General features: G+C 39.0%; 19 protein-coding genes. 10 read left to right on the top strand and 9 right to left on the bottom strand.

The features are described 5' to 3' along the window. Window positions 1-353: 353 nt before the first annotated feature. Window positions 354-3,137: an ATP-binding protein gene (locus tag QMA00_RS16055; RefSeq protein WP_076922075.1), complete on the top strand. Its 2,784-nt coding sequence runs from the start codon at window positions 354-356 to the stop codon at window positions 3,135-3,137. A gap of 58 nt (window positions 3,138-3,195) precedes the next feature. Here the strand turns inward: QMA00_RS16055 and QMA00_RS16050 are convergent, their stop codons facing one another. Both QMA00_RS16050 and mutY read right to left on the bottom strand, forming a co-directional pair. Next, entirely contained in the window at window positions 3,196-3,468 is a 273-nt protein-coding gene (locus QMA00_RS16050; RefSeq protein ID WP_076922076.1) for an oxidative damage protection protein, read from the bottom strand. A 33-nt stretch (window positions 3,469-3,501) separates the two neighbouring features. After that, window positions 3,502-4,563: an A/G-specific adenine glycosylase gene (mutY, locus tag QMA00_RS16045; RefSeq protein WP_076922077.1), complete on the bottom strand. Its 1,062-nt coding sequence runs from the start codon at window positions 4,561-4,563 to the stop codon at window positions 3,502-3,504. A 150-nt stretch (window positions 4,564-4,713) separates the two neighbouring features. Between mutY and trmB the strand changes: the two genes are divergently transcribed. The 4 genes from trmB to arcA all read left to right on the top strand — a co-directional run bounded on the left by trmB (window position 4,714) and on the right by arcA (window position 9,453). Further along, window positions 4,714-5,439 carry a tRNA (guanosine(46)-N7)-methyltransferase TrmB gene (gene trmB / locus QMA00_RS16040; RefSeq protein WP_024601262.1) on the top strand — a complete coding sequence of 242 codons (726 nt, stop codon included), beginning with the start codon at window positions 4,714-4,716 and terminating at the stop codon, window positions 5,437-5,439. A gap of 36 nt (window positions 5,440-5,475) precedes the next feature. Then, window positions 5,476-6,501: a methyltransferase gene (locus tag QMA00_RS16035; protein ID WP_076922078.1), complete on the top strand. Its 1,026-nt coding sequence runs from the start codon at window positions 5,476-5,478 to the stop codon at window positions 6,499-6,501. Between the two features lie 183 nt (window positions 6,502-6,684). Beyond that, complete coding sequence (locus tag QMA00_RS16030) at window positions 6,685-8,289, top strand: ATP-binding protein (protein ID WP_033102601.1); 1,605 nt, start codon at window positions 6,685-6,687, stop codon at window positions 8,287-8,289. Between the two features lie 447 nt (window positions 8,290-8,736). Continuing rightward, on the top strand, window positions 8,737-9,453 hold the full coding sequence (gene arcA / locus QMA00_RS16025) for a two-component system response regulator ArcA (protein ID WP_008110444.1): 717 nt from the start codon (window positions 8,737-8,739) through the stop codon (window positions 9,451-9,453). A 7-nt stretch (window positions 9,454-9,460) separates the two neighbouring features. On the opposite strand, the gene arcB is transcribed toward arcA, so the two are convergent. After that, window positions 9,461-11,779, bottom strand: a complete 2,319-nt coding sequence (arcB, locus tag QMA00_RS16020) for an aerobic respiration two-component sensor histidine kinase ArcB (RefSeq protein WP_076922079.1) — start codon at window positions 11,777-11,779, stop codon at window positions 9,461-9,463. 207 nt (window positions 11,780-11,986) lie between these two features. Here arcB and folE2 point away from each other — a divergent pair, with 207 nt between their 5' ends. The 4 genes from folE2 (at window position 11,987) to ampE (ending at window position 15,386) form a co-directional block, all read left to right on the top strand. After that, a complete protein-coding gene (gene folE2 / locus QMA00_RS16015; protein ID WP_076922080.1) occupies window positions 11,987-12,907 on the top strand; it encodes a GTP cyclohydrolase FolE2 in 921 nt (306 codons plus the stop codon). A 102-nt stretch (window positions 12,908-13,009) separates the two neighbouring features. After that, complete coding sequence (locus QMA00_RS16010; RefSeq protein ID WP_013464137.1) at window positions 13,010-13,606, top strand: DUF2726 domain-containing protein; 597 nt, start codon at window positions 13,010-13,012, stop codon at window positions 13,604-13,606. 109 nt (window positions 13,607-13,715) lie between these two features. Beyond that, window positions 13,716-14,423: a 5'-methylthioadenosine/S-adenosylhomocysteine nucleosidase gene (gene mtnN, locus QMA00_RS16005; RefSeq protein ID WP_016900621.1), complete on the top strand. Its 708-nt coding sequence runs from the start codon at window positions 13,716-13,718 to the stop codon at window positions 14,421-14,423. Further along, on the top strand, window positions 14,424-15,386 hold the full coding sequence (gene ampE, locus QMA00_RS16000) for a regulatory signaling modulator protein AmpE (protein ID WP_076922081.1): 963 nt from the start codon (window positions 14,424-14,426) through the stop codon (window positions 15,384-15,386). Between the two features lie 41 nt (window positions 15,387-15,427). Here the strand turns inward: ampE and tyrS are convergent, their stop codons facing one another. Continuing rightward, window positions 15,428-16,627: a tyrosine--tRNA ligase gene (tyrS, locus tag QMA00_RS15995; protein ID WP_076922082.1), complete on the bottom strand. Its 1,200-nt coding sequence runs from the start codon at window positions 16,625-16,627 to the stop codon at window positions 15,428-15,430. A gap of 490 nt (window positions 16,628-17,117) precedes the next feature. On the opposite strand from tyrS, the gene QMA00_RS15990 reads away from it, so the two are divergent. Beyond that, window positions 17,118-18,431 (top strand): peptidoglycan DD-metalloendopeptidase family protein, encoded by a 1,314-nt coding sequence (locus QMA00_RS15990; protein ID WP_013464133.1) that lies wholly within the window; start codon window positions 17,118-17,120, stop codon window positions 18,429-18,431. Window positions 18,432-18,512: 81 nt separating this feature from the next. Here QMA00_RS15990 and QMA00_RS15985 read toward each other — a convergent pair whose 3' ends face one another. The 5 genes from QMA00_RS15985 to QMA00_RS15965 all read right to left on the bottom strand — a co-directional run bounded on the left by QMA00_RS15985 (window position 18,513) and on the right by QMA00_RS15965 (window position 23,041). Then, window positions 18,513-18,689 (bottom strand): hypothetical protein, encoded by a 177-nt coding sequence (locus QMA00_RS15985; RefSeq protein ID WP_013464132.1) that lies wholly within the window; start codon window positions 18,687-18,689, stop codon window positions 18,513-18,515. A 56-nt stretch (window positions 18,690-18,745) separates the two neighbouring features. Next, the gene (locus tag QMA00_RS15980; RefSeq protein WP_076922083.1) at window positions 18,746-19,717 is read right to left on the bottom strand and encodes an aldo/keto reductase; all 972 of its coding nucleotides are present in this window, start codon (window positions 19,715-19,717) and stop codon (window positions 18,746-18,748) included. 139 nt (window positions 19,718-19,856) lie between these two features. Then, window positions 19,857-20,987, bottom strand: a complete 1,131-nt coding sequence (locus QMA00_RS15975; protein WP_008115142.1) for a sodium ion-translocating decarboxylase subunit beta — start codon at window positions 20,985-20,987, stop codon at window positions 19,857-19,859. 14 nt (window positions 20,988-21,001) lie between these two features. Next, window positions 21,002-22,783 (bottom strand): sodium-extruding oxaloacetate decarboxylase subunit alpha, encoded by a 1,782-nt coding sequence (gene oadA, locus QMA00_RS15970; RefSeq protein ID WP_076922084.1) that lies wholly within the window; start codon window positions 22,781-22,783, stop codon window positions 21,002-21,004. A 12-nt stretch (window positions 22,784-22,795) separates the two neighbouring features. Next, entirely contained in the window at window positions 22,796-23,041 is a 246-nt protein-coding gene (locus tag QMA00_RS15965; protein ID WP_013464128.1) for an OadG family transporter subunit, read from the bottom strand. Window positions 23,042-23,248: the final 207 nt, after the last annotated feature.

The raw sequence follows: 23,248 nt of genomic DNA, 5'->3' as shown, positions 1-23,248 counted from the left end.
AGGGACACGAGGATTTTCAATCCTCTGCTCTACCAACTGAGCTATCGAGGCACTTAAACAGTGCTAATTAAAAATCTTAACGGATTTTTAATGCAATTCCCAGCTAGCTCTACTGACTGGCTATCTGGGCGTGCGGCGTATTAAACGAGTTTTGCCCCTACAAGTCAACTTTTTTTTTATTCTTTATAATCGTTTGAACGGTTTTCAAACAACTCGAGGCTATTTTCGTTAATACAGTGTATTTATCCAACAAAAGAGTTTAAAAAACGTAGTGAATTATTTTTTTTAGGTGTTACGATTAATAACCTTCGGTACAGGCTTACCGTTTTAATAATAAGACCACAGGAAAACTCATGCAGAGCAAGCCCTCTTCAGCAATAAAAGGCCTACTACCTTTATTCTTAGTTAGTAACCTTATAATAACCGCATTATTTGTAGTCGCCTTTGCGCTTTATTCACAAAGCAATGCGGATAACAATACATCTGCTCCAGCCTCTAGTGTATCGTTAACAAAACTTGCTGAACGTCTTGATCAGCCTTTAGTAGAAGCATTAACAATATACGGGCAAGACAAGGCCACACAATTACTCGATATCACCACCTTACTCAATGATGATTATAAATATACGCTCCACCGTTTTAATGCCAATAATCAAGCCGAGTTAGTTTATAGCAATAACAGTAAAGCAATTGCGCCTTTAGCTGTTAATAAACATATTAAAGAACAAAATACTCTTCATCATTTAATCTCATCAGAGGGACAGGTAATTGGAGAGCTTATTATTGAGCAAACACAGTCCTCAGTTACACCATCAAATCAACACTCACAACTAAATGCCTATGTTGTAGCCTTTGCTGCACTGGTAGTGCTATTTGTATTAGCATTCATGTTGAATAAATACATTAACAAGCGATTACATAAAAATACTGATTCACTTACTCAAGAACTAAAAGAAATTACGCAAAATGATAACTATCAAAGCACCCTAAATGAGCAACTAGAGGGTGGTTTAGAAACGGTAGCTCAACAAGTTAATTTGTTACTCAAAAAGGTGAGTAAGGTTCAAGCTGACGATCAAGCGGCGAAAAAAGAATTAAAAAAATTACAAACAAGCCTTGAAACAGAAGTACAAAGCAGAACCTTTGAGTTAGAAAAACAAACGCAAAAAGCGCTAAAAGCCAGTGAAACTAAAACCACCTTTTTAGCCACTATGAGTCATGAAATAAGAACACCAATGAATGGCGTAATCGGTACCATTGATTTACTTCGTCAAACAGAGCTTGATGGTGCACAACAACGTTTAAGTACAATTATTCGTGAATCTGCATTCTCGTTACTCAGTATCTTAGATGATATTTTGGATTTTTCTAAAATTGAAGCAGGAAAGCTCAATATAGACCAGACTCCCTTCTCTGTTGCAGATACACTAGAAGAAGTCGCAAAGGTGTTATCGTCAGTTGCAAAAAATCGTCACCTAGAACTCGATTTATCAATTGCACCCGATATTCCTAGTAATCTTATGGGCGACTCAGTCAGGGTTCGCCAAGTACTTTATAACTTATGTAGCAATGCCATTAAATTTACCAGCACTAACGGCTCTACCCAAGGTAGGGTGAAAATATCGGTTGAAGTTGCACACAACACTGCCGATCATTTTACACTCCGTTTTTGTGTAGTTGATAACGGTAAAGGAATGAGTCAGTCTCAATTAAGGAAAATATTCAGCCCGTTTACTCAAGCTGAAAGCTCAATTACCCGAGAATTTGGCGGTACAGGACTTGGGCTTTCAATTTGTAAAAGCTTAACCGAGCTAATGCTTGGTACTATACATGTTACAAGCCATGAAGGGATTGGTAGTGAATTTACCGTTGAACTGCCTTTTTCAACGGCAGGTAAAACTGAATTTGCTCATAAAAATACACTCAATAATAAACATGTTGTTGTTGTTAGTGACAATGCTGAACGCGGCAAGGTAATTTATCGTTACTTGTCATTCATGGGTGCCAAAATAACCTATGCCCATGAGCAAAAGGACATAGAAAATCATCAAGACACAAAGGATATTATTTGGGTTGTTGATGGTATTGACGACATGAGTAGCATTAGCACCTTGCTAAGAAGTTTACTTTATTCACTAGAAGATAATAATCAGCAAATGGTGGTATTAAGTAAGCTAGATGAAGCCGTTATTAATCATAAAAATATTTTTTATATTAATGCTTCACCACTGTGCAAATCTAACTTTATGCTTTCAATTTTGGTTGCGGCGGGCTTACATAAACCTAAGCAAATAAAAAAAGCTAAAAGCATGAATCATTACTTAAATTCAGAAGAAGCACTCGCTGCAAATAGGCTTGTTTTATTGGTAGAAGATAACTTATTAAACCAAGAGGTACTTACCGAGCAGTTACACATATTAGGGTATAGTGTGGAAGTAGCGAATAATGGTGAGGAAGGCATAGAGATGTGGCGTAAAAACAGCTATTCGCTCATCCTAACCGATTTACATATGCCGAAAATGTCTGGCTACGATATGGTTGAAAAGATTAGAGAAGAAGCTTCATTACTCGAAGCAATCGATGCCCAACCTTATATTATTGCTGTAACAGCCAATGCCTTAAAAGGCGAAAGAGAGCGCTGTTTAGCTGTGGGAATTAATGACTTTATAACTAAACCGATTGAGCTAAATGCGCTTGAGGACATATTAAATCAATGGAGCGATTTAGATAATAAACAGCCAAAACAAATTAGCTCAGCTGAAAAGCCAGCCATGCCTATTAATATGGAATCTGCCAATAAATATATAAATGGTGATGATGCTAAAAAAATTCGCTTCTTTAAAATGTATTTAGAGCAAAGCCAAGAACAAATTAAATCAATCAACTTTGCGGTACTACAAAAGAGTCAAAGTGAAATTATAGCTGCCTGCCATCAATTGAAATCTATATCAAAAACAGTGGGGGCTAATATTGTGGCTGATTTAGCGCAGTCATTTGAGGATAAGTGTAAGGCTGATGAAATCAATGCCGATGAGTTAATTGAGATGAGAGATGAGCTCGAAATTGAATATTCAAGAGCAGCACAATTTTTAAAAGAACAAATTAGAAACCACGATCAACAAGATGACTTGATTTAACTAAACTGTTCATAGATATGCACAACAAAAAAGGGCTTTTATAGCCCTTTTTTAACGATTATTTTTCTACTGGCTTATAGCCTTCAATCTCAACCTCTTTACCTTCAAATAAAAAGCCAACCATTTGCTTTTCTAAAAAGGTACGATGTTCTGGGTCCATCATATTTAAATGCTTTTCGTTGATCAGCATCGTTTGTTTATGCTGCCACTGTCCCCATGCTTCTTTAGATATATTATTAAAAATCTTTTCGCCAATTTCACCAGGATAAAGTTGAAATCCAAGGCCTTCAGCTTCTTTTTGTAACTTTTGACAAAATACAGTACGTGCCATGATTTATTCTCTCTAACGCTAAATGCTGCTAGTTTAACCTATTGGGCTCATTTGTTTAACCAACTTTTTAGTCGGTGCAGCTAAACCCACCTCTATTGATTGATCAAGTGGATACCATATTAACTGCTTGTCGTTCACCACATCAGGAATTTGCTGAACATTGAGCACATGTGGGTTTATGGTTAGCTCAAAATGTGAGAACACATGGGTAAAAGGCGCTAATATCTCAAGTTCACTTTTTAGCCCTTGTTGTGCTAAAAAAGTGTCGAGCTCGCTGTGCTCATTAAATTCAAAAAATCCAAATAAGCCGCCCCAAATACCGCTATTTGGGCGCTTTTCCATGAGTACTTTGTCGTCATGTTTAATAATTAACTGATGACAACTTTTTTTAGGCACTGCTTTTTTAGGTTTAGAATGTGGAAACTCTTTAACCTTACTCGCATTAAAAGCACCACATTGTGTTTTTAACGGGCATGCTTCACAGTCAAAACGACTTCGTGAACAAAGGCTTGCCCCTAAATCCATCATAGCTTGATTAAACTCAGTCACATTATTTTTAGGGGTGAGTTGTTCACTTAAATGCCACAGCTGATTTTCTACCTTTTTGACACCATACCAACCTTCAACCATGAAAAATCGCGCAAGCACCCTTTTTACATTGCCATCAAGAATAGGATGATGCTGCCCCAACGATAAAGATAAAACAGCACCGGCAGTAGAGCGCCCTATTCCGGGTAAATCCATCACCTCTTCAAGTGTGCTGGGAAACTGGCCTTGATATTTGTCTCGCACTATTTTGGCCGTTTTATGCAAGTTGCGCGCGCGTGCATAGTAACCTAGACCAGTCCAGTGATGCAAAACCTGATCTTCATCAGCATTTGCTAAAGCAATAATATCGGGAAAGCTTTGCATAAACTTTTCGAAATAGGGAATAACAGTCACAACTTGGGTTTGCTGCAACATCACCTCAGACACCCACACTTTATAAGGTGTTTTAGCTAATTGCCATGGCAATGTTTTGCGCCCATGGAGATGATACCAATCAACTACTTGGTTAGAAAACCAATCAGACTGCTGCTTTTTTAAATCCAACATATTTACTTTTTTACTAATGCTCAATGGCGGCTCAGTCTATTGTAGTTGTTGAAAAGATCAAGCTATAACGCCCTAGAGCTTGTCAACCCCGCGCGGGTCAGGGATAATACGCAACCATTTTTAAACACATTGTTTTGTCAGGCCAATAATATGAGTGAATCAAGTAACAACAACCTTGAGCAAGCTAAGCAAGAAGGTAAGTATATCCGCACTATTCGTAGTTTTGTAAAACGCGAAGGCCGATTAACCAAAGGCCAAGCCGCTGCAATCGAAAAATGCTGGCCAACAATGGGGCTTGAGCATAAAAACGGCCTACTTGATTTAAACGCAGTATTTGGCAATGACAATGATGTAGTGCTAGAAATTGGCTTTGGTATGGGCAAGTCATTGGTTGAAATGGCAAAAAATGCACCACATCTTAACTTTATCGGTATAGAAGTACATCGCCCAGGCGTTGGCGCGTGCTTAATGGATGCCGACGAAGCAGGCGTTACTAATCTTCGTGTATTTGAACACGACGCCGTTGAAGTCCTTGCAGATTGTATAAGCGATGAAAGCTTATCGACCTTACAATTGTTCTTTCCTGATCCATGGCACAAAAAGCGTCACCATAAGCGCCGTATTGTACAAACTGAGTTTGCAGAAAAGCTACGTTCTAAATTAAAAATTGGCGGCGTTTTTCATATGGCAACCGATTGGGAAAACTATGCAGAGCATATGCTTGAAGTAATGCAAGCAGCACCTGGTTACAAAAACCAATCAGAGACTAACGACTATGTACCTCGTCCTGATTTACGTCCGCTGACTAAATTTGAACAACGTGGCCATCGTTTAGGCCATGGCGTATGGGATTTAATGTTCGAACGTACTAAATAACCGTTAATTAAATAATCAAGTAAGGTAAAGCCATTTATGAGCGTATTAACCAATCCGAGCCTATTATTACTTCGCAACAGCGAGGAGCTAAAAGGTAAATCAATATTGGTGGTCAACTTTGTTCAAGATGGCTTTTTAAATGAGCTAAAAACGCTCAACCCACAAAGTAAAATAACGGCTTTTAGCTATAACCATGCAAATGGTGAATTTGCTAAAAACATATCGGGTATAAATGTAGAAGTTAATCACACGATTAGCGCCGGTGAATATGATTTAGTAATTCTTTATTACCCCAAGTCTAAGCCCGAGCTATTAATGGCATTAGACAACATACGCGCCGTGATAAGTAAAGAAGCTGAGCTGCTAGTCGTTGGCGAAAACAAAAGCGGTGTAAAATCAATTGAAAAGCAACTCGCCGGTAAAACGGCGTTTAGTAATAAAATTGACTCTGCAAAACACTGCGTTTTATATTCATTTTCAGAAATAACCCTGAATTCAACATTTGATATTAGTACTTATCACAAAGAGTTTGTGGTAAACGTAAGTGATATTGAGTTTACTGCTGTAAGTATTCCTGGCGTGTTTAACCATGGCGGCCTTGATGCAGGCACTAAAATGCTATTAGAAAATGCACCAAATATAAAACACGGTAACGTTCTTGATTTTGGTTGTGGCGCGGGGCTTATTGCTACGTTTTTAGGGCTAAAAAATCCGGCTCTTACATTTACATGTAGTGATGTAAGCGCACTAGCTGCCTATGCAACAGCACAAACGCTTAAACTTAATAACGTTAATGGTGAAGCCGTACTGAGCGATGGTTTAAACAGCATTGCAGGTAAGTTTGATTTAATTATTAGTAACCCACCATTTCATACCGGTATTGCAACTGACTACACAGTGGCCGAATCGTTTTTAAATAATGCTAAACAGCACCTAACTAAAACAGGTAAGCTCACTATTGTTGCTAATAGCTTTTTAAAATATCCACCTATTTTAGAAGCCCAATTTGATAGTTATCAAACGGTGTTTAAAAATAATAAGTTTGCTGTATACAGTAGCTAAAACTTATTATTAATCCCCTATCAAAACATAAATATGCGGTATATTAGCCGCATATTTACTTTATGACGTAGATTAACTAAGAATAAATAGTGTAATTAAGCTAATCTTTTTGCTTCACTTTTTCCTGTTTTTGCTAAACTAGTATTTATTACATTCACAATTGACACGGATGACCCTCTCGCAATGCCTAAAACTGTAGAGCAAAATAGCATTCGTAGCATATTGTTTAAAACCATCATGCTTATAACAGCCATCTGTTTGCTATTATCTCTTTCTATTTCTACTTACTTAAGTACACAAGAGCAAAAAAAGCAGCTGATTAGTAAACTTGTGCTGGTGTCAGAGATCATTGCCTTTGATGCAATGCCGTCATTACTAAATAAAAATAGACCTGCAGAAGAAAGGCGGTTAAAGCTTCTTCAACAAGTTTCATCGGTTACAAACTTACATATTTATGCGCTAGATGAGCAAACAAGAAAACCAGTATTTTTTACCAGTTTTAATGCCCGAAAATCGCCACCTGTACCAATCAAAACAGACAGTATTAACGACTTTATAGAACCCCAAGTAGGTGATGAGTTTATTGAGTACATTACTCCAATACTCAATAATGATCAGTTACTTGGTTATGTGTATATTAGGGGCAGCTTGGATAACTTAAATAAGCTTATCACTAAAAAAATTATAATTGATATTGCCATTATCGCTTTAATACTTATCTTCATCTCTTTGATTATTTTAAGGCTACAAAAAAGGATAGCCAGCCCAATAGAAAATTTAAGCTTGTTACTGCAAAACATAGCTAAAAATCATAACTACTACGCCCGGGCGCCTTTAACAAACTTAACTGAAATAACCCGGCTTTCTAATAGCTTAAATGTAATGCTGGCGCGAACACAAAGGCAAATAGAGCGCCACGAAGAAGATAAAAAAGAAATTAAGCTACTAAACTCAAATCTTGAAGAAAAAGTAAGCCAACGAACCATCGCGCTCAGAGAAGCAAATAAAGAGTTGCTATCTACACTTGAAAAGATGCACCAATACCAAACTCAAATTGTCGAAAACAAAAAAATGGCTTCATTAGGGCAAATGGTGGCAGGTGTAGCTCATGAGGTAAATACCCCTATAGGGCTTGGGATCACCGGTTCTACTTTACTAAGGGATAAACTCGCGGAGCTACAAATTAACTTTCAAAATAAGTCATTGACTGCCAGTCAATTTGAGCAATTTACTAACGATGGCATTGAAAACTTAGACCTCATCTACAGTAGTTTAAACCGTGTCGCAGAGCTTATTTCTAACTTTAAAAAAGTGGCCGTGATCAAAGATGATGAAATCACTAGCACCGTTCATTTACAGCAGCTCATAAACGATACATTATTGTCTATGGGGCAAGAATTAAGAATAAAAAATCCTAAAGTTCTTATAAATTGTCCAGCAGATTTAACCGTTGAAAGTAAAAAAGGGCCACTGCAGCAAGTTTTCCATCAACTAATTTTAAACTCCCTACTACACGGATTTGTGGCTGGCGGTGACAATGTAGTGCAAATTGATATTGTGGCAACAAACACAAAAACACAAATTACCTACACCGACAACGGCCTAGGTGTAGAGAGCAACATAAGAGCGAAAATTTTTGACCCCTTTGTTACCTCAAAACGCGGTCAAGGAGCCAGTGGATTAGGCATGCATTTAGTTTACAACTTAGTGACCCAGGCTTTGGCTGGAGAAATTGTGTTAGATACTGAGTATCAATCAGGAGCACGATTTATTATTACGCTATTTTAAAAAGTGAAATAAATCCGTTGTCTGCTCTTGAATTACGACTTTATGACCATACTAAAACAGCACTCATTGAACAGTTGTATCATTAATGCTGTATTTCCACATAATTAATGAACTTAATTGTGTTTAACATATCACATACATTGATGAAAAATTGTAAAGTGATATAATTTCGTTTTGAATTAGTCTGATTATTTTAAGTATCTTTAGGTGGTTGATGGATGTATCAATTATTAAAGGAAATGGCTTCGACTTTATAATTCAAGTTATACATCCAACGTTAAGTATCAATTAAGCCGCGGTTTTTAATAATAGTTTAAGCGCGCAGCTGTTTTTATCTAATTTGTTTTTACTTGTTAACATTTAGATATAATCCTATAATTCTAGTAGTCGGTTTTGATGATCACACCGATTTTAAAATAAAACACTCTACAAAAAGGTTAATTAAAAATGCAAACGCCAGTCATTCTGATCGTAGAGGATGAAGACGTAACTAGACTAAACCTCGTTAGTTTATTTGAAGCCGAAGGTTACAAAGTTATTGAAGCCATTGATGGCGATGATATGCATGATAAGCTTACAAATAACGATGACGTCAATCTTGTAGTTATGGACATCAATCTGCCAGGTAAAAACGGGCTTATTTTAGCTCGCGAATTACGCCAAAAACGCAAAGTTGGTCTTATTTTCTTAACAGGCCGTGACAACGATGTAGACCGTATTTTAGGTCTTGAAATTGGTGCTGATGACTATATTACTAAGCCTTTCAACCCGCGTGAATTAACTATTCGTGCTCGTAACTTAATTACGCGTACTGCATTAGGTGGTGAAGAGTCTGCTATTGAAACAAATGGCGTGATCACCTTTAACGGTTGGGAACTTGACGAAAATAGTCGCTGCCTTACTTCTCCAAACGGAGACGCGAAACGTCTACCTAAAGGCGAATACAGAGCACTGCGTTTAATGCTTGACTCTCCGGGTCGTATATTTAGCCGTGAGCAACTAATTAAACACATGACTGGCCGAGAGCTTCGCGCTAACGACCGTACGGTTGACGTAACAATTCGTCGTATCCGCAAACACTTTGAAAGCGACAACTCAACATCTGAGTTAATCAGCACCATCCATGGTGAAGGTTACCGTTTCATTGGTAAAATCGATAGCTAATTAGTTATTACTCTAATTGCTGTAAAAATAAATGAAGGGCCTGTTGCCCTTCATTTATTTTATCTGTTAACTCCTCAAGCCACACAGCTAACACTTCGTCACTTTGCTCCAGCGCCCCATGCTCCATTTGCTTTGCATGCAACTGAACATCATTAAGACCGACCGAACCAGCCGCACCTTTTAACTTATGCGCAACCGATTTGTACTCTTCTCTATCAGCAGCGTTTAACGAAGCTAACAGCTCTTGTTGGTACTGCGGATTTAGCTTTGCGAACAACTGGCTACTGCGTTTAAATACTTCAACGCCCATCGAATTTACAAAGTCTTCAATGGTTTCAACATCCAACAAGTCAGTATTAATTTGATTTAATAACGCTTGATTGACCACTCGTTGAGGAGCCTTGATTTGCGCTTGCTTAATGCCAAAGAGTTCAGCGAGCATATTATCTAACTTGCTTGTGTTTATTGGTTTAGCTAGTGCGCCTTGAATAGAAATACCCTCAAGCTCCTCTTCAGCACTGCGTACATTGGCCGTTAATGCCACTATTGGAAGCTGATCAAAATGACTTTGAGCGCGAATTTGTCTTGCCACTTCGTCACCATTAATATCAGGCAACTGCATATCAAGTAAGACTAAATCTAAGTCATCTTCAGTTTCGACAAACGATAAAGCATCTTCACCCGTTTCAGCCCACAGCACTTCGTGTCCACGTTGCTCTAGTAGGTTAGTAGCAATTTCAGCATTAAGTGGCACATCCTCCACTAATAAAATATATAAGCTACGCCCAACATAACTATGTTCGGTAGGAGCACTACATAAATTCAGCGGAATTTGTACCGTAAAGCAGCTGCCCTCTCCTGGGGTACTATTAACCGTTATTGTGCCTTTCATTGCGCTTACTAACGCTTTGGTGACAGCTAAGCCAATACCTGAACCAATGGCATTGGTGCCTTTAAGATCTGGCGCTTTATAGTACATGTCAAAAATGCGTGTTAGTTGCTCTTGTGGAATGCCTTCACCGGTATCGAGTATTTTAATAATAAGCCAAGGGCCATCTTCACGGTTTTCTCTGGCACAATCTAAGGTTACGCTCCCTTGTTGAGTAAACTTAACAGCGTTATTAATTAAGTTCCACACCACTTGGCGTAAACGGGTCGGGTCAAGCAAAGCATATATGTCAAGCATGCCAGAACGCTTCACTTCAAACGAAAGCTCTTTTTGCTCAGCAATAAGGCCTGCAAAGTTAACTACATCGTTGATAAAGTCCGAAACATTAATTTCGTTGGCGGCAATATCTAACTGCTCACGGTCAATTTTATCTAAATCTATAATATCGTTGAATATATTACCTAGTGTTTCGGCGCTTGAAAACACGGTATTACACCAACTGCGTTGCTGTTTGTTTAATTCGGTATCCAGTAGCATGCGCGTTAAGCCCACAATACCATTAAGCGGCGTGCGTAACTCATGGCTTAATGTGGCAATAAATTTCCCTTTATCTTTATAAGCTGTTTCTAGTGCCTGCGCAGCTTCTTTACGACTGGTAATATCACGGCCAAACGCAAGTAAACCAATGTAATCCCCTTGTTCATTAATAAAGGGAAGTTTACGCAATTCAAACCACCTAATTTCACCGTTTACTGAGTACTCCACATCTATAGTTAAACCTTGGTGCGTACGCTCAACCTGCTCATCGGTTCTGAGTACTTCTGATAAAAAGTGGCTTGGGAATATTTCTTCTGCGGCTTTACCAATAAGTTCACCACTGGTTTTACCCATCACCTCTTCAAACATTTTATTACAACCGGCAAACACCCCGTTGTTATCGCGGTAATAAAATAAATCCGGCGAGGAGTCTACTATTGAGCGCAGTAACATGCCTTGCTGTGCGAGTTCTTGTTGTGTTTTTTTACGCTCTGCAATTTCACGCCTAAGCTCTTCTATTGCTCGGTGTTTAGCATGAAAAGCCATTTTACGTTCGTCAATTTCAATGTTTAAACGGTTAATATTGTCTTTGAGGGTTTGATTTAAAAGCTTCTCTTGTTTTGTGGCACTATCTAAATAAGCATAAGAGGCATCAAGTTGCCGAATAGAGTTTAATAATATGCTGATAACTAAAGGAGAAACAACCGAGGTAAAAAATACCACGGCGAGTATATCAACCAAGTTTACTTCGCCTATGGCAACGTAATAAAACATACTCGATAAAACCAGCGATATTGTCAGTAATAATGCATAGCAAATAGCAGCAGTTTTAAACTCACCAAAACGAGTTATTGAACTGGAAAGAACTCGAACCCACGGGTTCAAAGAAGAATCAGTCATATATCAGTTTTTCTCTTAGCTAAATGCTTAGGGTCTGTTGACCTTTCAAGGTTAAAGGCTAATTTTAGCATTTTCTATCAGCTATTTTCATGTTGTGCGACAAAAACAATAAAATTTTATGTTTGGTGTTATTTGCTGCATTTCAGCAAATCTTTATTTAGTGTAAAATGCGGCGTTTTAAATATTGCAAATAACGAGTAACGTATCATGCAAAAAACTATGCCAGATATTGCTAACACGGCTGCCGCTTTACAAACAGGTAAATTAGACTGGGTAGGTATGGGCGATATAGAGCTGCCTTTTATTTTTGAATCTCTTGATTTAGCTCCTGTTACCGTTAATGCAAAAGCCCGCGCCTTTGTTAATTTACACAAAGAAGATGCTAAAGGCATTCATATGTCGCGACTATTTTTAGCGCTGGATCACCTCTCAACTGAGCAACAGGTCAACCCACAAACCTTAGCACAAGCCTTAGATACCTTTATCACCAGTCATGAAGGCTTAAGTGATAAAGCACACATTGAATTTAAATTTGAATTGCCGCTACGCCGTAAGTCATTACTTAGTGGCAAAGCAGGTTGGAAAAGCTACCCTATTGTACTTACCAGCACTATCAATCAAGGTGTCATTAGCTTTGAGCTCAGTGTTGATGTGACTTATTCATCAACCTGCCCCTGCTCTGCTGCACTGGCTCGCCAATTAATTCAAAACGCATTCAGCGAAAAGTTTTCTCAAGAAACACTCACTCAATCAGAAGTTTTAGAGTGGCTTGGAACAACTCAAGGAATTGTTGCCACCCCGCACTCACAGCGTTCAATTGCTAATGTTAAAGTAAAGCTAGATCAAAATATTCAAGAGTTTGATGTAGTTAACTTAATTAATTTACTCGAAGATGAGCTTAAAACACCAGTACAAGCTGCGGTAAAACGTGAAGACGAACAAGAGTTTGCTCGCTTAAACGGTCAAAATTTAATGTTTTGTGAAGACGCAGCACGAAAAATTAAAACGACGTTAGAGTCAAAAGAGTTTAGCGATTACTTCCTGCAAATTAACCATTATGAGTCTTTACATGCTCATGATGCAGTTGCGATTGCCGTAAAAGGTATTGAAGGCGGCTATAAAGCATAATAGTGCTCATCCCCATTCGTTAATAAAACAACCATAACAACTATTTGGGCACATAAATTGCTTTAGAAAAGCAGTGTCAATTTGTTGTTATGGAGTTACCGTATGGAATTCGCTTTATTATTAATATTAGTGCTAGTTGTTGGGGCATCTGTCGTTGCGTCAAAATTTAATGATGACGGCGGAAACCCTTATCCTTTTACTCGTAAGCAAAGTGTATTTACCCAAGTAGAAGGGGCGTTTCTGAATTTATTAGAGCGCGCTGTTGGCGATCAATATAAAATTGTTAGTCGCGTTAAACTAATCGATGTGATTGACTGTAAACAAGGCCTGTCTGTTAAATCTAAACGTGCGGCAATGGCTAAAGCAAAAAATAAGCAGCTCGACTTTGTTTTAGTAGATAAAGAAAAAATGACCATAGTGGCTGCGGTTGACTTAGTTAATAACGCCAATAAAGATGGCCACAAAGCACAGCGCGACTGGTTTGTTAATGGCGCATTGGAAGCCGCAGGTATTCCACATATTCGTATGAAAGTGAAGGCAGGCTACCGCCCAAGCGAAGTACGCGATGCAATTATGTTTAAATTAGGTAAGCCAGCGGCATCTAAACCTTCACGACCTACGCGTGCTAGAGTTCATAAACCGGCGGTATTGTCTCCTTCTCAAGCAAAGGCACAATCAACAGCCCTTGCTGAAATATAATCAATAAGTTTATAAAGTGCGGGCTTTTTAAGCTCGCATTTTTGTTTGTTTTACCCCACGTTATTTTTTGCAGTATAATCACCGTATTCAAACTCAGGAATTTAACACTATGAATGTTGGTATTATTGGCGCAATGGAGCCAGAAGTTAAAATTTTGCGCGAGGCGATGCAAAATCCACAAGTTTTAACCAAGGCTGGTTTTACTTTTTACACAGGCGAGCTTGCAGGCAATACCGTCACTTTAGTGCAATCAGGTATAGGTAAAGTCGCTTCGACAATCGCAACCACATTACTTATCGATAACTTCAATCCAGATTGTGTTATTAACACAGGCTCTGCCGGTGGATTCGACCCATCACTAAACGTTGGCGATGTAGTAATTTCATCTGAAGTACGTCATCACGATGTTGATGTAACAGCGTTTGGTTACGAAATTGGCCAAGTACCACAAATGCCAGCAGGTTTTACTGCTCACCCTAAACTTGTAGAAGCAGCCGAGCAAACAATTGCACAAATTAGTGAAGTAAAAACCCTTGTTGGTTTAATTTGCACTGGCGACTCATTTATGTGCGACCCTGTTCGTATTGAAAAAGCACGCAGTGACTTCCCTACAATGCTAGCAGTAGAGATGGAAGGTGCATCAATTGCGCAAACGTGTTTTGCACTTAATACACCATTTGTTGTTATTCGCTCAATGTCTGATATTGCAGGCAAAGAGTCGCCGCAATCATTTGAAGAATACTTAGAAACAGCCTCTATAAATTCATCAAAAATGGTCGTAGCTTTACTTGAGAAATTAACGGCGGTTACGCTGTAAATGCTCAATAATATTGTTCAAAATCATTTGGACTTTATTGTATTTATTTGTGCGCTCCTTGCTGAGCGCTTTTTACCTTTAGTAAGTTGGTATCACCCTAACCACATACTCTCTGCTATTTTTAGCGCTATAAGCCAGCGTATTTATAAAAAAACAGACACCAAGCAATATCATTATTTAGCAGCCTCAATGGCAAGTACTCTTATACTTAGTACTGTGCTTATTATTGTAGTTTTACTGCTTCAGTTTGCCTTTTACCCCGAGCTGTTATCAGGTCTTATTTTATATTTATGCCTAGAAAACAGTAGCCTGAATAAAAAAGCGATACGCATAGCTAGGCTAGTCAAAAAAAATCAAAAATCGACAGCACGCGAATTATTAAAGCCACTAGTAGCCCGTGAAGTTAATGCACTTTCAAGCCCCGGGATCATTAAAGCCATTATGGAAAGTGTCATACTTAGAACGGCGCGTCATTACTTTGTGGTAATTTTCATATTTTTAGTATTGGGCCCCGTCGCCGCTCTCGCCTATCGTTTAATCACTTTAATTCAACAGGCGTGGCGAAGTGATATAGCCCCTAATAGCTCTTTTTTGATGCCGCTTAAACTGATTCTTTTTATTGTTGAGTACATTCCCATACGTTTACTCGCGCTGACAATTGCCTCACTAAAGACCAGTAAAAAAAGCATGCATTATATTAAGCATTATGGCCGACACTTCTATCAAACCAATACAGGCTGGTTACTTAGTGTATGTTCTGCATCTTTGGGGGTACAACTTGGTGGGCCTGCTATTTATAATACACAGCGTTTTAATAAAATGCGTGTCGGTGTAGAGCGTCTTCCCAACGCCGATGACGTACCACAACTACTCAATACACTTAACCAAACTCGCTTTTTTTGGCTTCTGATTATTATTAGCGTTGAAGTTATTAAGGCTGTTCTCGTTTTTAAGTTCGCATAAAAAAACCAGCCGTAGCTGGTTTTTTTATAATGTCCGAAGTTTTAAGCTACGGTGATATTTGCAAATTTGCGTTTACCTACTTGATAAATAGCCGTTGTGCCTTTTGCAATTTCCAATTTGGTATCGGTAATTTTGTCTTCGCCGTTAAGCTTTACTGCGCCTTGTTTGATCATACGCATGGCCTCTGAAGTACTCGCCACTAAGCCAGCTTCTTTTAGCAAGTTAGCAATTAGAATAGTGTCTTCATCAATGATAACTGTCAGCTCTGGAATTTCATCAGGTAGTGCTTTTTTCTGAAAGCGCTGAATAAAGTCATCATTAGCAGCTTGCGCATCGGCTTCGCTATGGAAACGTGCAATTAACTCTTTCGCTAATTCAATCTTAATATCGCGCGGGTTAGTGCCTTGCTCTACACGCTGTTTTTGCGCTGCAATTTGCTCAATAGAAAGGCTACTTAGCAAATCGTAGTAACGCCACATTAGTACATCACTAATTGACATGATTTTACCAAACATGTCGCTAGGCGTATCAGTAATACCTATGTAGTTTCCTAGTGACTTTGACATTTTCTGAACGCCATCAGTCCCTTCAAGTAAAGGCATCATTAGTACGGTTTGAGGTTTTTGACCTTCATCTTTTTGCAGCTCACGACCCATTAATAGGTTAAAACGCTGATCGGTGCCGCCTAGCTCAACATCTGACTCAAGTGCAACTGAATCCCAACCCTGTACTAGTGGATATAAAAACTCATGGATTGCGATAGATTGACCGCCAGCATAACGCTTTTTAAAGTCATCACGCTCAAGCATACGCGCCACAGTTTGGCGCGCTGCCAATTTTATCATCCCCGCAGCGCCTAATTTCTCCATCCATGTAGAGTTAAAAGCAACAGTTGTTTTAGCTGGGTCTAAAATTTTGAAAACCTGTTCTTTATAGGTTTCGGCGTTGGCAAGCACGTCATCACGTGTAAGTGGTTTACGGGTCACATTTTTGCCCGTTGGATCACCAATCATACCGGTAAAATCACCAATTAAAAAAATAACCTCATGACCTAAATCTTGAAAGGTTTTCATTTTATTAATGAGTACAGTGTGACCTAGGTGTAAATCTGGAGCCGTAGGATCAAAACCAGCTTTAATTTTTAGCTTTTTCCCCGACTTTAATTTTTCAACCAACTCATCTTCAATTAATATCTCTTCTGCACCGCGTTTTATCTCTGCTAGAGCGGTTTGTAAATCCACTGTGTGTTACTCCAAAAAATTCTGACAACGAAGGGGTGTAATATGCTCACGGTTTATTGCTAGCGCGTTATCACAAAGCAAATAAAACTATTTAGCTAACATAACAAATTTCCACCTAATTAGAACAACTTTTTTAACTAATCGCAGCACCAACTAAAATGCAGGGTGTACGTTCTAAAAGGGGATATAAACGAGCGATTAATAATACGCCAAAAGTGTTTATCACAAACTAAAAACAGTTTACAAATTAATCACTTCTCGTAATTAAACCGTTTTATAAGCTAATTTAATATTATGATGAAAAAGCAAAGTATCCAAGAATATAAAATAGTGTAACAGTTCAACTTTAAACACAAACAGCCTGAATACCCTATGATTTTAGCCTAATTTAACTCGAGTTTAAATCTACAAAATACTAGTATTCACAGATTATTCGTTATATCCTGCAATATAACCTATTTATTATCTTGACAGCAGAAAAAGGCACGTTATGGTTCACGTGGTTAACACGCTCCCCAAAAAACACAAAATGCTTATTCTAGGTTTGGTTTCTGCTATTGTTGCCTTAGCCTTTCTTCCTTCTGAAAAAGCCACTGCATCCAAAGACAATAGTGAAAACACACTAGAAATTGGTAAGCGCTATGAATTACAAATTAAAGTAGGTGAGAACGAAAAACTCACTGACCTAAATTCAGAGCAGGCAGCACAAAAACTTCCAGAATATGATTTTGTCGATCACCAAGTTAAAAATGGTGACAACTTAGCGATTATTTTTAAGCGTGCCGGTTTTTCTGCGCAAACGCTGCATAAACTTGTAAACACCAACGCTGAAACACGTAAGCTAACTAAAATTCACCCAGGTGAAACGTTAAGCTTTGCTACCGCCGAAGACGGTTCATTAGCTCAATTACGCTACGTTATTTCTAAAACGGATACGCTATTCGTCACACTTAATGACGAAGGCCAATACGACACCTCAATTGACAGCAAAGAAATAGAGACATTGAGCAAAACAGCCGGTGGGGAAATTTCAAGTAGCTTTTGGACCTCTGCAATTGCAGCAGGTTTAAGTGAACGCCAAATCATGAACTTTGCCGATATATTTGGTTGGGACGTCGATTTTGCAAACGACATTCGCAAGGGTGATGAATTTGGCTTAATTTATGAGTCTCATTTTGTTGACGGTGAGTTTATTGGCACCGGTAAAATTATTGCCGCTGAATTTATAAACCAAGGCGAACGTTACACCGCTATTCGTCACACAGACGGTAACTTTTACACCCCTGAAGGCCGTAGTATGAAAAAAGCCTTTTTGCGTGCGCCTGTTAATTTCAAATATATTAGTTCAAGCTTTAACCCTCGCCGCCTACACCCAGTTACAGGACAAGTGAAAGCACATCGCGGCATTGATTACGCTGCACGCACAGGCACGCCAGTTGTATCATCGGGTAATGGTAAAGTAATTAAAGCAGGCTATAGCAAATATAATGGTAATTACGTATTTATTAGCCATGGTACTCAATATGTTACTAAGTACTTACACCTTAACAAGCGCCTAGTCAGAACAGGGCAAAAGGTAAAACAGGGAGAAAAAATAGGTACTGTTGGCTCAACTGGTCGTGTAACCGGTGCGCATTTACATTATGAGTTTTTGGTTAACGGCGTTCACCGTAACCCTAAAACCGTAAAACTACCTAAGTCTGAACCATTACCTCGTTCAGAGCTTGCTAAATTTAAGCCTATTGCTGATAACTTTATCGCACAACTAGAGCGTAATCGTGAGCTACAACTAGCACTTAGATAACCACTTCACTGATTAAATAAAAAAGCCTTTGTTGGGGTTACCCGCAAAGGCTTTTTTGTGTGTGATATTTAAGTTTCAATCTTAATTTACAAGTACATAAATTAGCTGCACAACCAAAGATATCATGACTAATGGCCAAATATACTTGCTGTATTTGGTAGCACCCTCTAGCCCCATTTTACTTTGGTACTTTTCTAGCAAAGGAATAATGATCACCAAAGCAATCACTAAGCTAATTAAAATGACAAATATATTCATATCAACACCTTTGTATTATACCAATTCGTTTAAATAATATTGAAACGGGTATTAACTTACGGCAAAGCGCAGCCTTTCGCGCTAATATATAACTCATACCAATGCTCTCGACTTAAGTTAATATTAATTGCATCACTCGATGCCTTAATACGATCTACATTAGTTGTGCCTATAATTGGCTGAATCGATGCAGGATGGCGAAGTAGCCATGCCAATACAATAGCTTCTGCACTTGTGCCATATAAAACGGCAAGCTTACTAACTAAAATACTCGTGTTTACATCCGCTTGTGGCGCTTTTGATAGGTCACCGCCTGAGTATAAACCTTGGCACAAACTGCCCCAACTCTGAATTTGAATATCATGCTCACGACAATACTCAACACACCCTGGGGTAAAGTTAATATCTTTGCCATCGGCATTACCTACATAAATGCCCTCATCAACCCACTGATGTTTTTGTAAACTGGCCTCTATTTGATTTGCTACAATTGGCATATCTAAAGCGCGCTGCAAAAACCTTATTTGATGTTGAGACATATTAGAAACTGCAAAATGACGCACTTTGCCACTTTCTTTTAAACAGCTAAATATTTGCGCAACTTCCTCCACCTCCATTAATGGATCAGGGCGATGCAACATAAGCACATCTAAGTAGTCGGTATTTAATCGTTTAAGTGAGCCCTCAACAGAACGCTCAATCCAATCAGCAGAAAAATCATAACGCTGCGGGTTTTTCTCATCAGCAAAGCGAATACCACACTTAGACTGAATATACATTTGTTCTCTAAGCTCAGGACGCTCAGCCAACGCTTTACCAAAAACATGTTCGGCTTTGCCTAAGGTATAAATATCAGCATGATCGAAAAAATTAATTCCGCCTTCAATGGCGGCATCTATGCATGAATGAGTTTGTTGTAAATGCGCACTGGTAATCGCATCTTTATTCCATGCGCCTCCCAAACCCATACAGCCAAAAACAAGTTTGCTTACATTCGGGAGATATTTTGCCAGCGGAGTGTGTAACATTTTGACAGCCCTTTAAAAAATGAAGAGTGATTACTTTAAACAAAAAACCCTATACAAGAAACCGCTTAAGTCAAAACAGTGAATTTTATGCAAAAAAAAGCGCAGTAAACTGCGCTAATAGGTTGAGTCTAAATTATATTTAACCCACAAGAGCGAGTAAAATACCTGCCGCAACAGCACTACCAAGCACCCCTGCAACATTAGGCCCCATGGCATGCATTAATAAGAAGTTATGCGGGTTATTTTCAAGCCCAACCTTATTAACAACACGTGCTGCCATAGGCACAGCGGATACACCCGCAGCACCAATTAATGGGTTTATGGGGGTTTTTGATATCTTATTTAAGCCTTTAGCCATAAATACACCTGAGGCTGTACCAATAGCAAACGCCAGTGCACCCAGTACCAAAATACCAATAGTTTCTACTGTTAAGAACTGCTCGGCAGCAAGTTTAGAGCCCACTGCAAGTCCTAGAAATATAGTGGTGATATTAATGATTTCGTTTTGCGCACTGTTGCTGAGCCTATCAACTACACCCGACTCACGCATTAAGTTACCTAAACAGAACATACCAACCAGCGGAATTGCCGCAGGTAAGAATATAGCCGTTAAGGTAAGCACCATCAGTGGGAAAATAATTTTTTCCTTTTTAGATACTTTACGCAGTTCTGGCATTTGAATTTTGCGTTCTTCAGGCGTTGTAAACGCACGCATGATAGGTGGCTGAATAATAGGAACCAACGCCATGTACGAGTACGCAGCCACCGCTATAGCGCCCAGCAAATCAGGGGCCAGCTTTGACGCTAAAAAGATAGCGGTTGGCCCATCTGCACCACCAATGATCGCAATTGCAGAAGCATCTTGTAAGCTAAATTCAAATCCCGGAATAAAGTTAAGTAAAATAGCGCCAAATAACGTCGCAAAAATACCAAACTGCGCTGCCGCACCTAATAGCAACATACGCGGGTTGGCAATCAAGGCACTAAAATCAGTTAAGGCCCCCACTCCCATAAATATTAATAGCGGAAAAATACCGGTATCAATACCAACATAATAAACATAGTAAAGTAAGCCACCTGGATCTGATAAACCAGCTACTGGAATATTAGTTAAAATAGCTCCGAAACCAATGGGCAGTAGCAATAACGGCTCAAAGTTTTTGGCAATTGCTAAAAATAATAGCAAACAACCAACGGCAATCATGATCAGCCCAGGAAATGTAAAGTTAGCAATGCCTGTGGCATGCCAGAGGTTTAAAATACCATCCATCCTCTATTTACTCCTTAAGCTAGTGCAATCATTGCATCGCCGGTTGACACTGAATCGCCCTCAGAAACAAGCACCTCAGCAATCGTACCGGTATGCATGGCGCGTACTTCGGTTTCCATTTTCATGGCTTCCATAATAATTACCACATCACCTTCATTGACTACCTGACCGGGTTTTACTTTAATTTTAAAAATATTACCGGCCAGTGGTGCATTTAGAGTTTCACCCGAGGCAACCGATGCTGACTGTGGAATATGCTCTGAGTCTTTTAACGTCACCTCTTTAAGCTCACCACCTTGAGCAACCACGACATCGTATACTTTACCGTCTACTTTAACGCTGTATTGCTCTGCCTTAACGCTTTTATTGTTTGCCGCTGATTTTTCAGGTGCTTTATTGGCGTTATCATCAGCGCTAGGAACAGGCTCAAATGCATCAGGATTGTTACGGTTTTTAATAAATTTCAAACCAATCTGTGGAAATAATGCATAGGTAAGCACATCATCAATTTGCTCATCAGCAAGCGTTAAGCCTTGCTCTTGCGCAAGTTTACTTAATTCAGCCTCAAGCGTTTCAAGTTCAGGTTTGATCACATCTGCAGGGCGACAGGTAATTGCTTCGCTGCCATCAAGTACACGCTCTTGTAACTCTTTATTCATAGGAGCAGGTGTTGAGCCATACTCACCTTTTAATACGCCAGCGGTTTCTTTGGTGATGGTTTTATAGCGCTCGCCAGTAAGCACATTAAGTACTGCCTGAGTACCAACAATTTGCGAGGTCGGTGTAACGAGTGGAATAAAGCCCAAATCCTCACGCACCCGTGGAATTTCAAGTAATACTTCGTTTAGTTTATCAGCAGCGCCTTGTTCTTTAAGCTGATTTTCCATGTTAGTTAACATACCACCTGGCACTTGGGCTAATAAAATTCGGCCATCAACACCTTTTAAACTGCCTTCAAACGCAGCGTACTTTTTACGTACGTCTCTAAAGTAAGCTGCAATTTCTTCAAGGTGGTTTAAATCAAGCCCAGTATCACGCTCAGTACCTTCCACGATTGCAGCAATTGTTTCAGTTGCTGAATGACCATAAGTCATACTCATAGACGATACAGCCGTATCGAGCATATCAATACCGGCATCAATCGCTTTTTGATACGTTGCGGTACTTAAACCCGTTGTTGCATGACATTGCATGGCAATAGGAATTGAAACCGTTTCTTTTAAGCCTTTAATCAGTTTTTCTGCATCGTAAGGCTTAAGCAATCCCGCCATATCTTTAATACAAATTGAATGACAACCTAATTCTTCAAGCTGCTTAGCAAGTGTTAGCCACATATCCAATGTGTGTACTGGGCTTACCGTGTAAGAAATCGTACCTTGGGCATGCGCGCCTACTTTAACCGCCGCTTTTATGGCAGTTTCTAAGTTACGTACATCATTCATGGCATCAAAAATACGAAATACGTCTACGCCATTTTTGTGTGCGCGCTCAACAAACTTTTCAACAACATCATCAGCATAATGGCGATACCCCAATAAGTTTTGACCGCGAAGTAACATTTGCTGGGGTGTATTTGGCATCGCCTTTTTAAGCGCGCGAATACGCTCCCACGGATCTTCGCCTAAATAACGAATACATGAGTCAAAGGTAGCCCCACCCCAAGACTCTATAGACCAATAACCTGCGTCATCAATTTTTTTTGCAATAGGTAGCATGTCGTCTAATCGCATGCGGGTAGCTAAAAGCGACTGATGTGCGTCACGAAGTACGAGTTCTGTTATTTTTAATTTAGCCATTGGTATGCTCCTCTAATTATTATTTGTTTTGTACTGAGCAATGGCAGCACTAATTGCAGCGATGTGCTCATTTGGCACACCTTGAGATTTAAAAGATGGTGTTCTCTGTGATACTTCAAGTTCTGGCTGAGAAAATTTGCTAGCCAGCTTAGACATAACTGTCACTGCACCAATCAATAAAGAAAGAAATACAAACACACCCACCATACCGGTTAGCATTAAATTGCCTGCAGTTGTGAGCAAAGCCCCTATATCCATAATTCTCCCCTGTTCAAAACTGAATACATAAAAAGTCGATTTATTTAAATAAATATTCACCAATAGTAACAAAAACTATTCTTTTGTCTACACATTGTAAATTGGTAAAACCAATTAATCTAAAAGTAACATATCAACAATAAGGTTAACACCACCTAAAATAGCTTATTTAACCTATATATATAGATGTTAAAAATGTTCGTTATA

This window comes from Pseudoalteromonas sp. APC 3694, assembly GCF_030407565.1.
Lineage (GTDB): Bacteria > Pseudomonadota > Gammaproteobacteria > Enterobacterales > Alteromonadaceae > Pseudoalteromonas > Pseudoalteromonas tetraodonis.
This window is presented reverse-complemented; position numbering and strand designations above follow the sequence as displayed.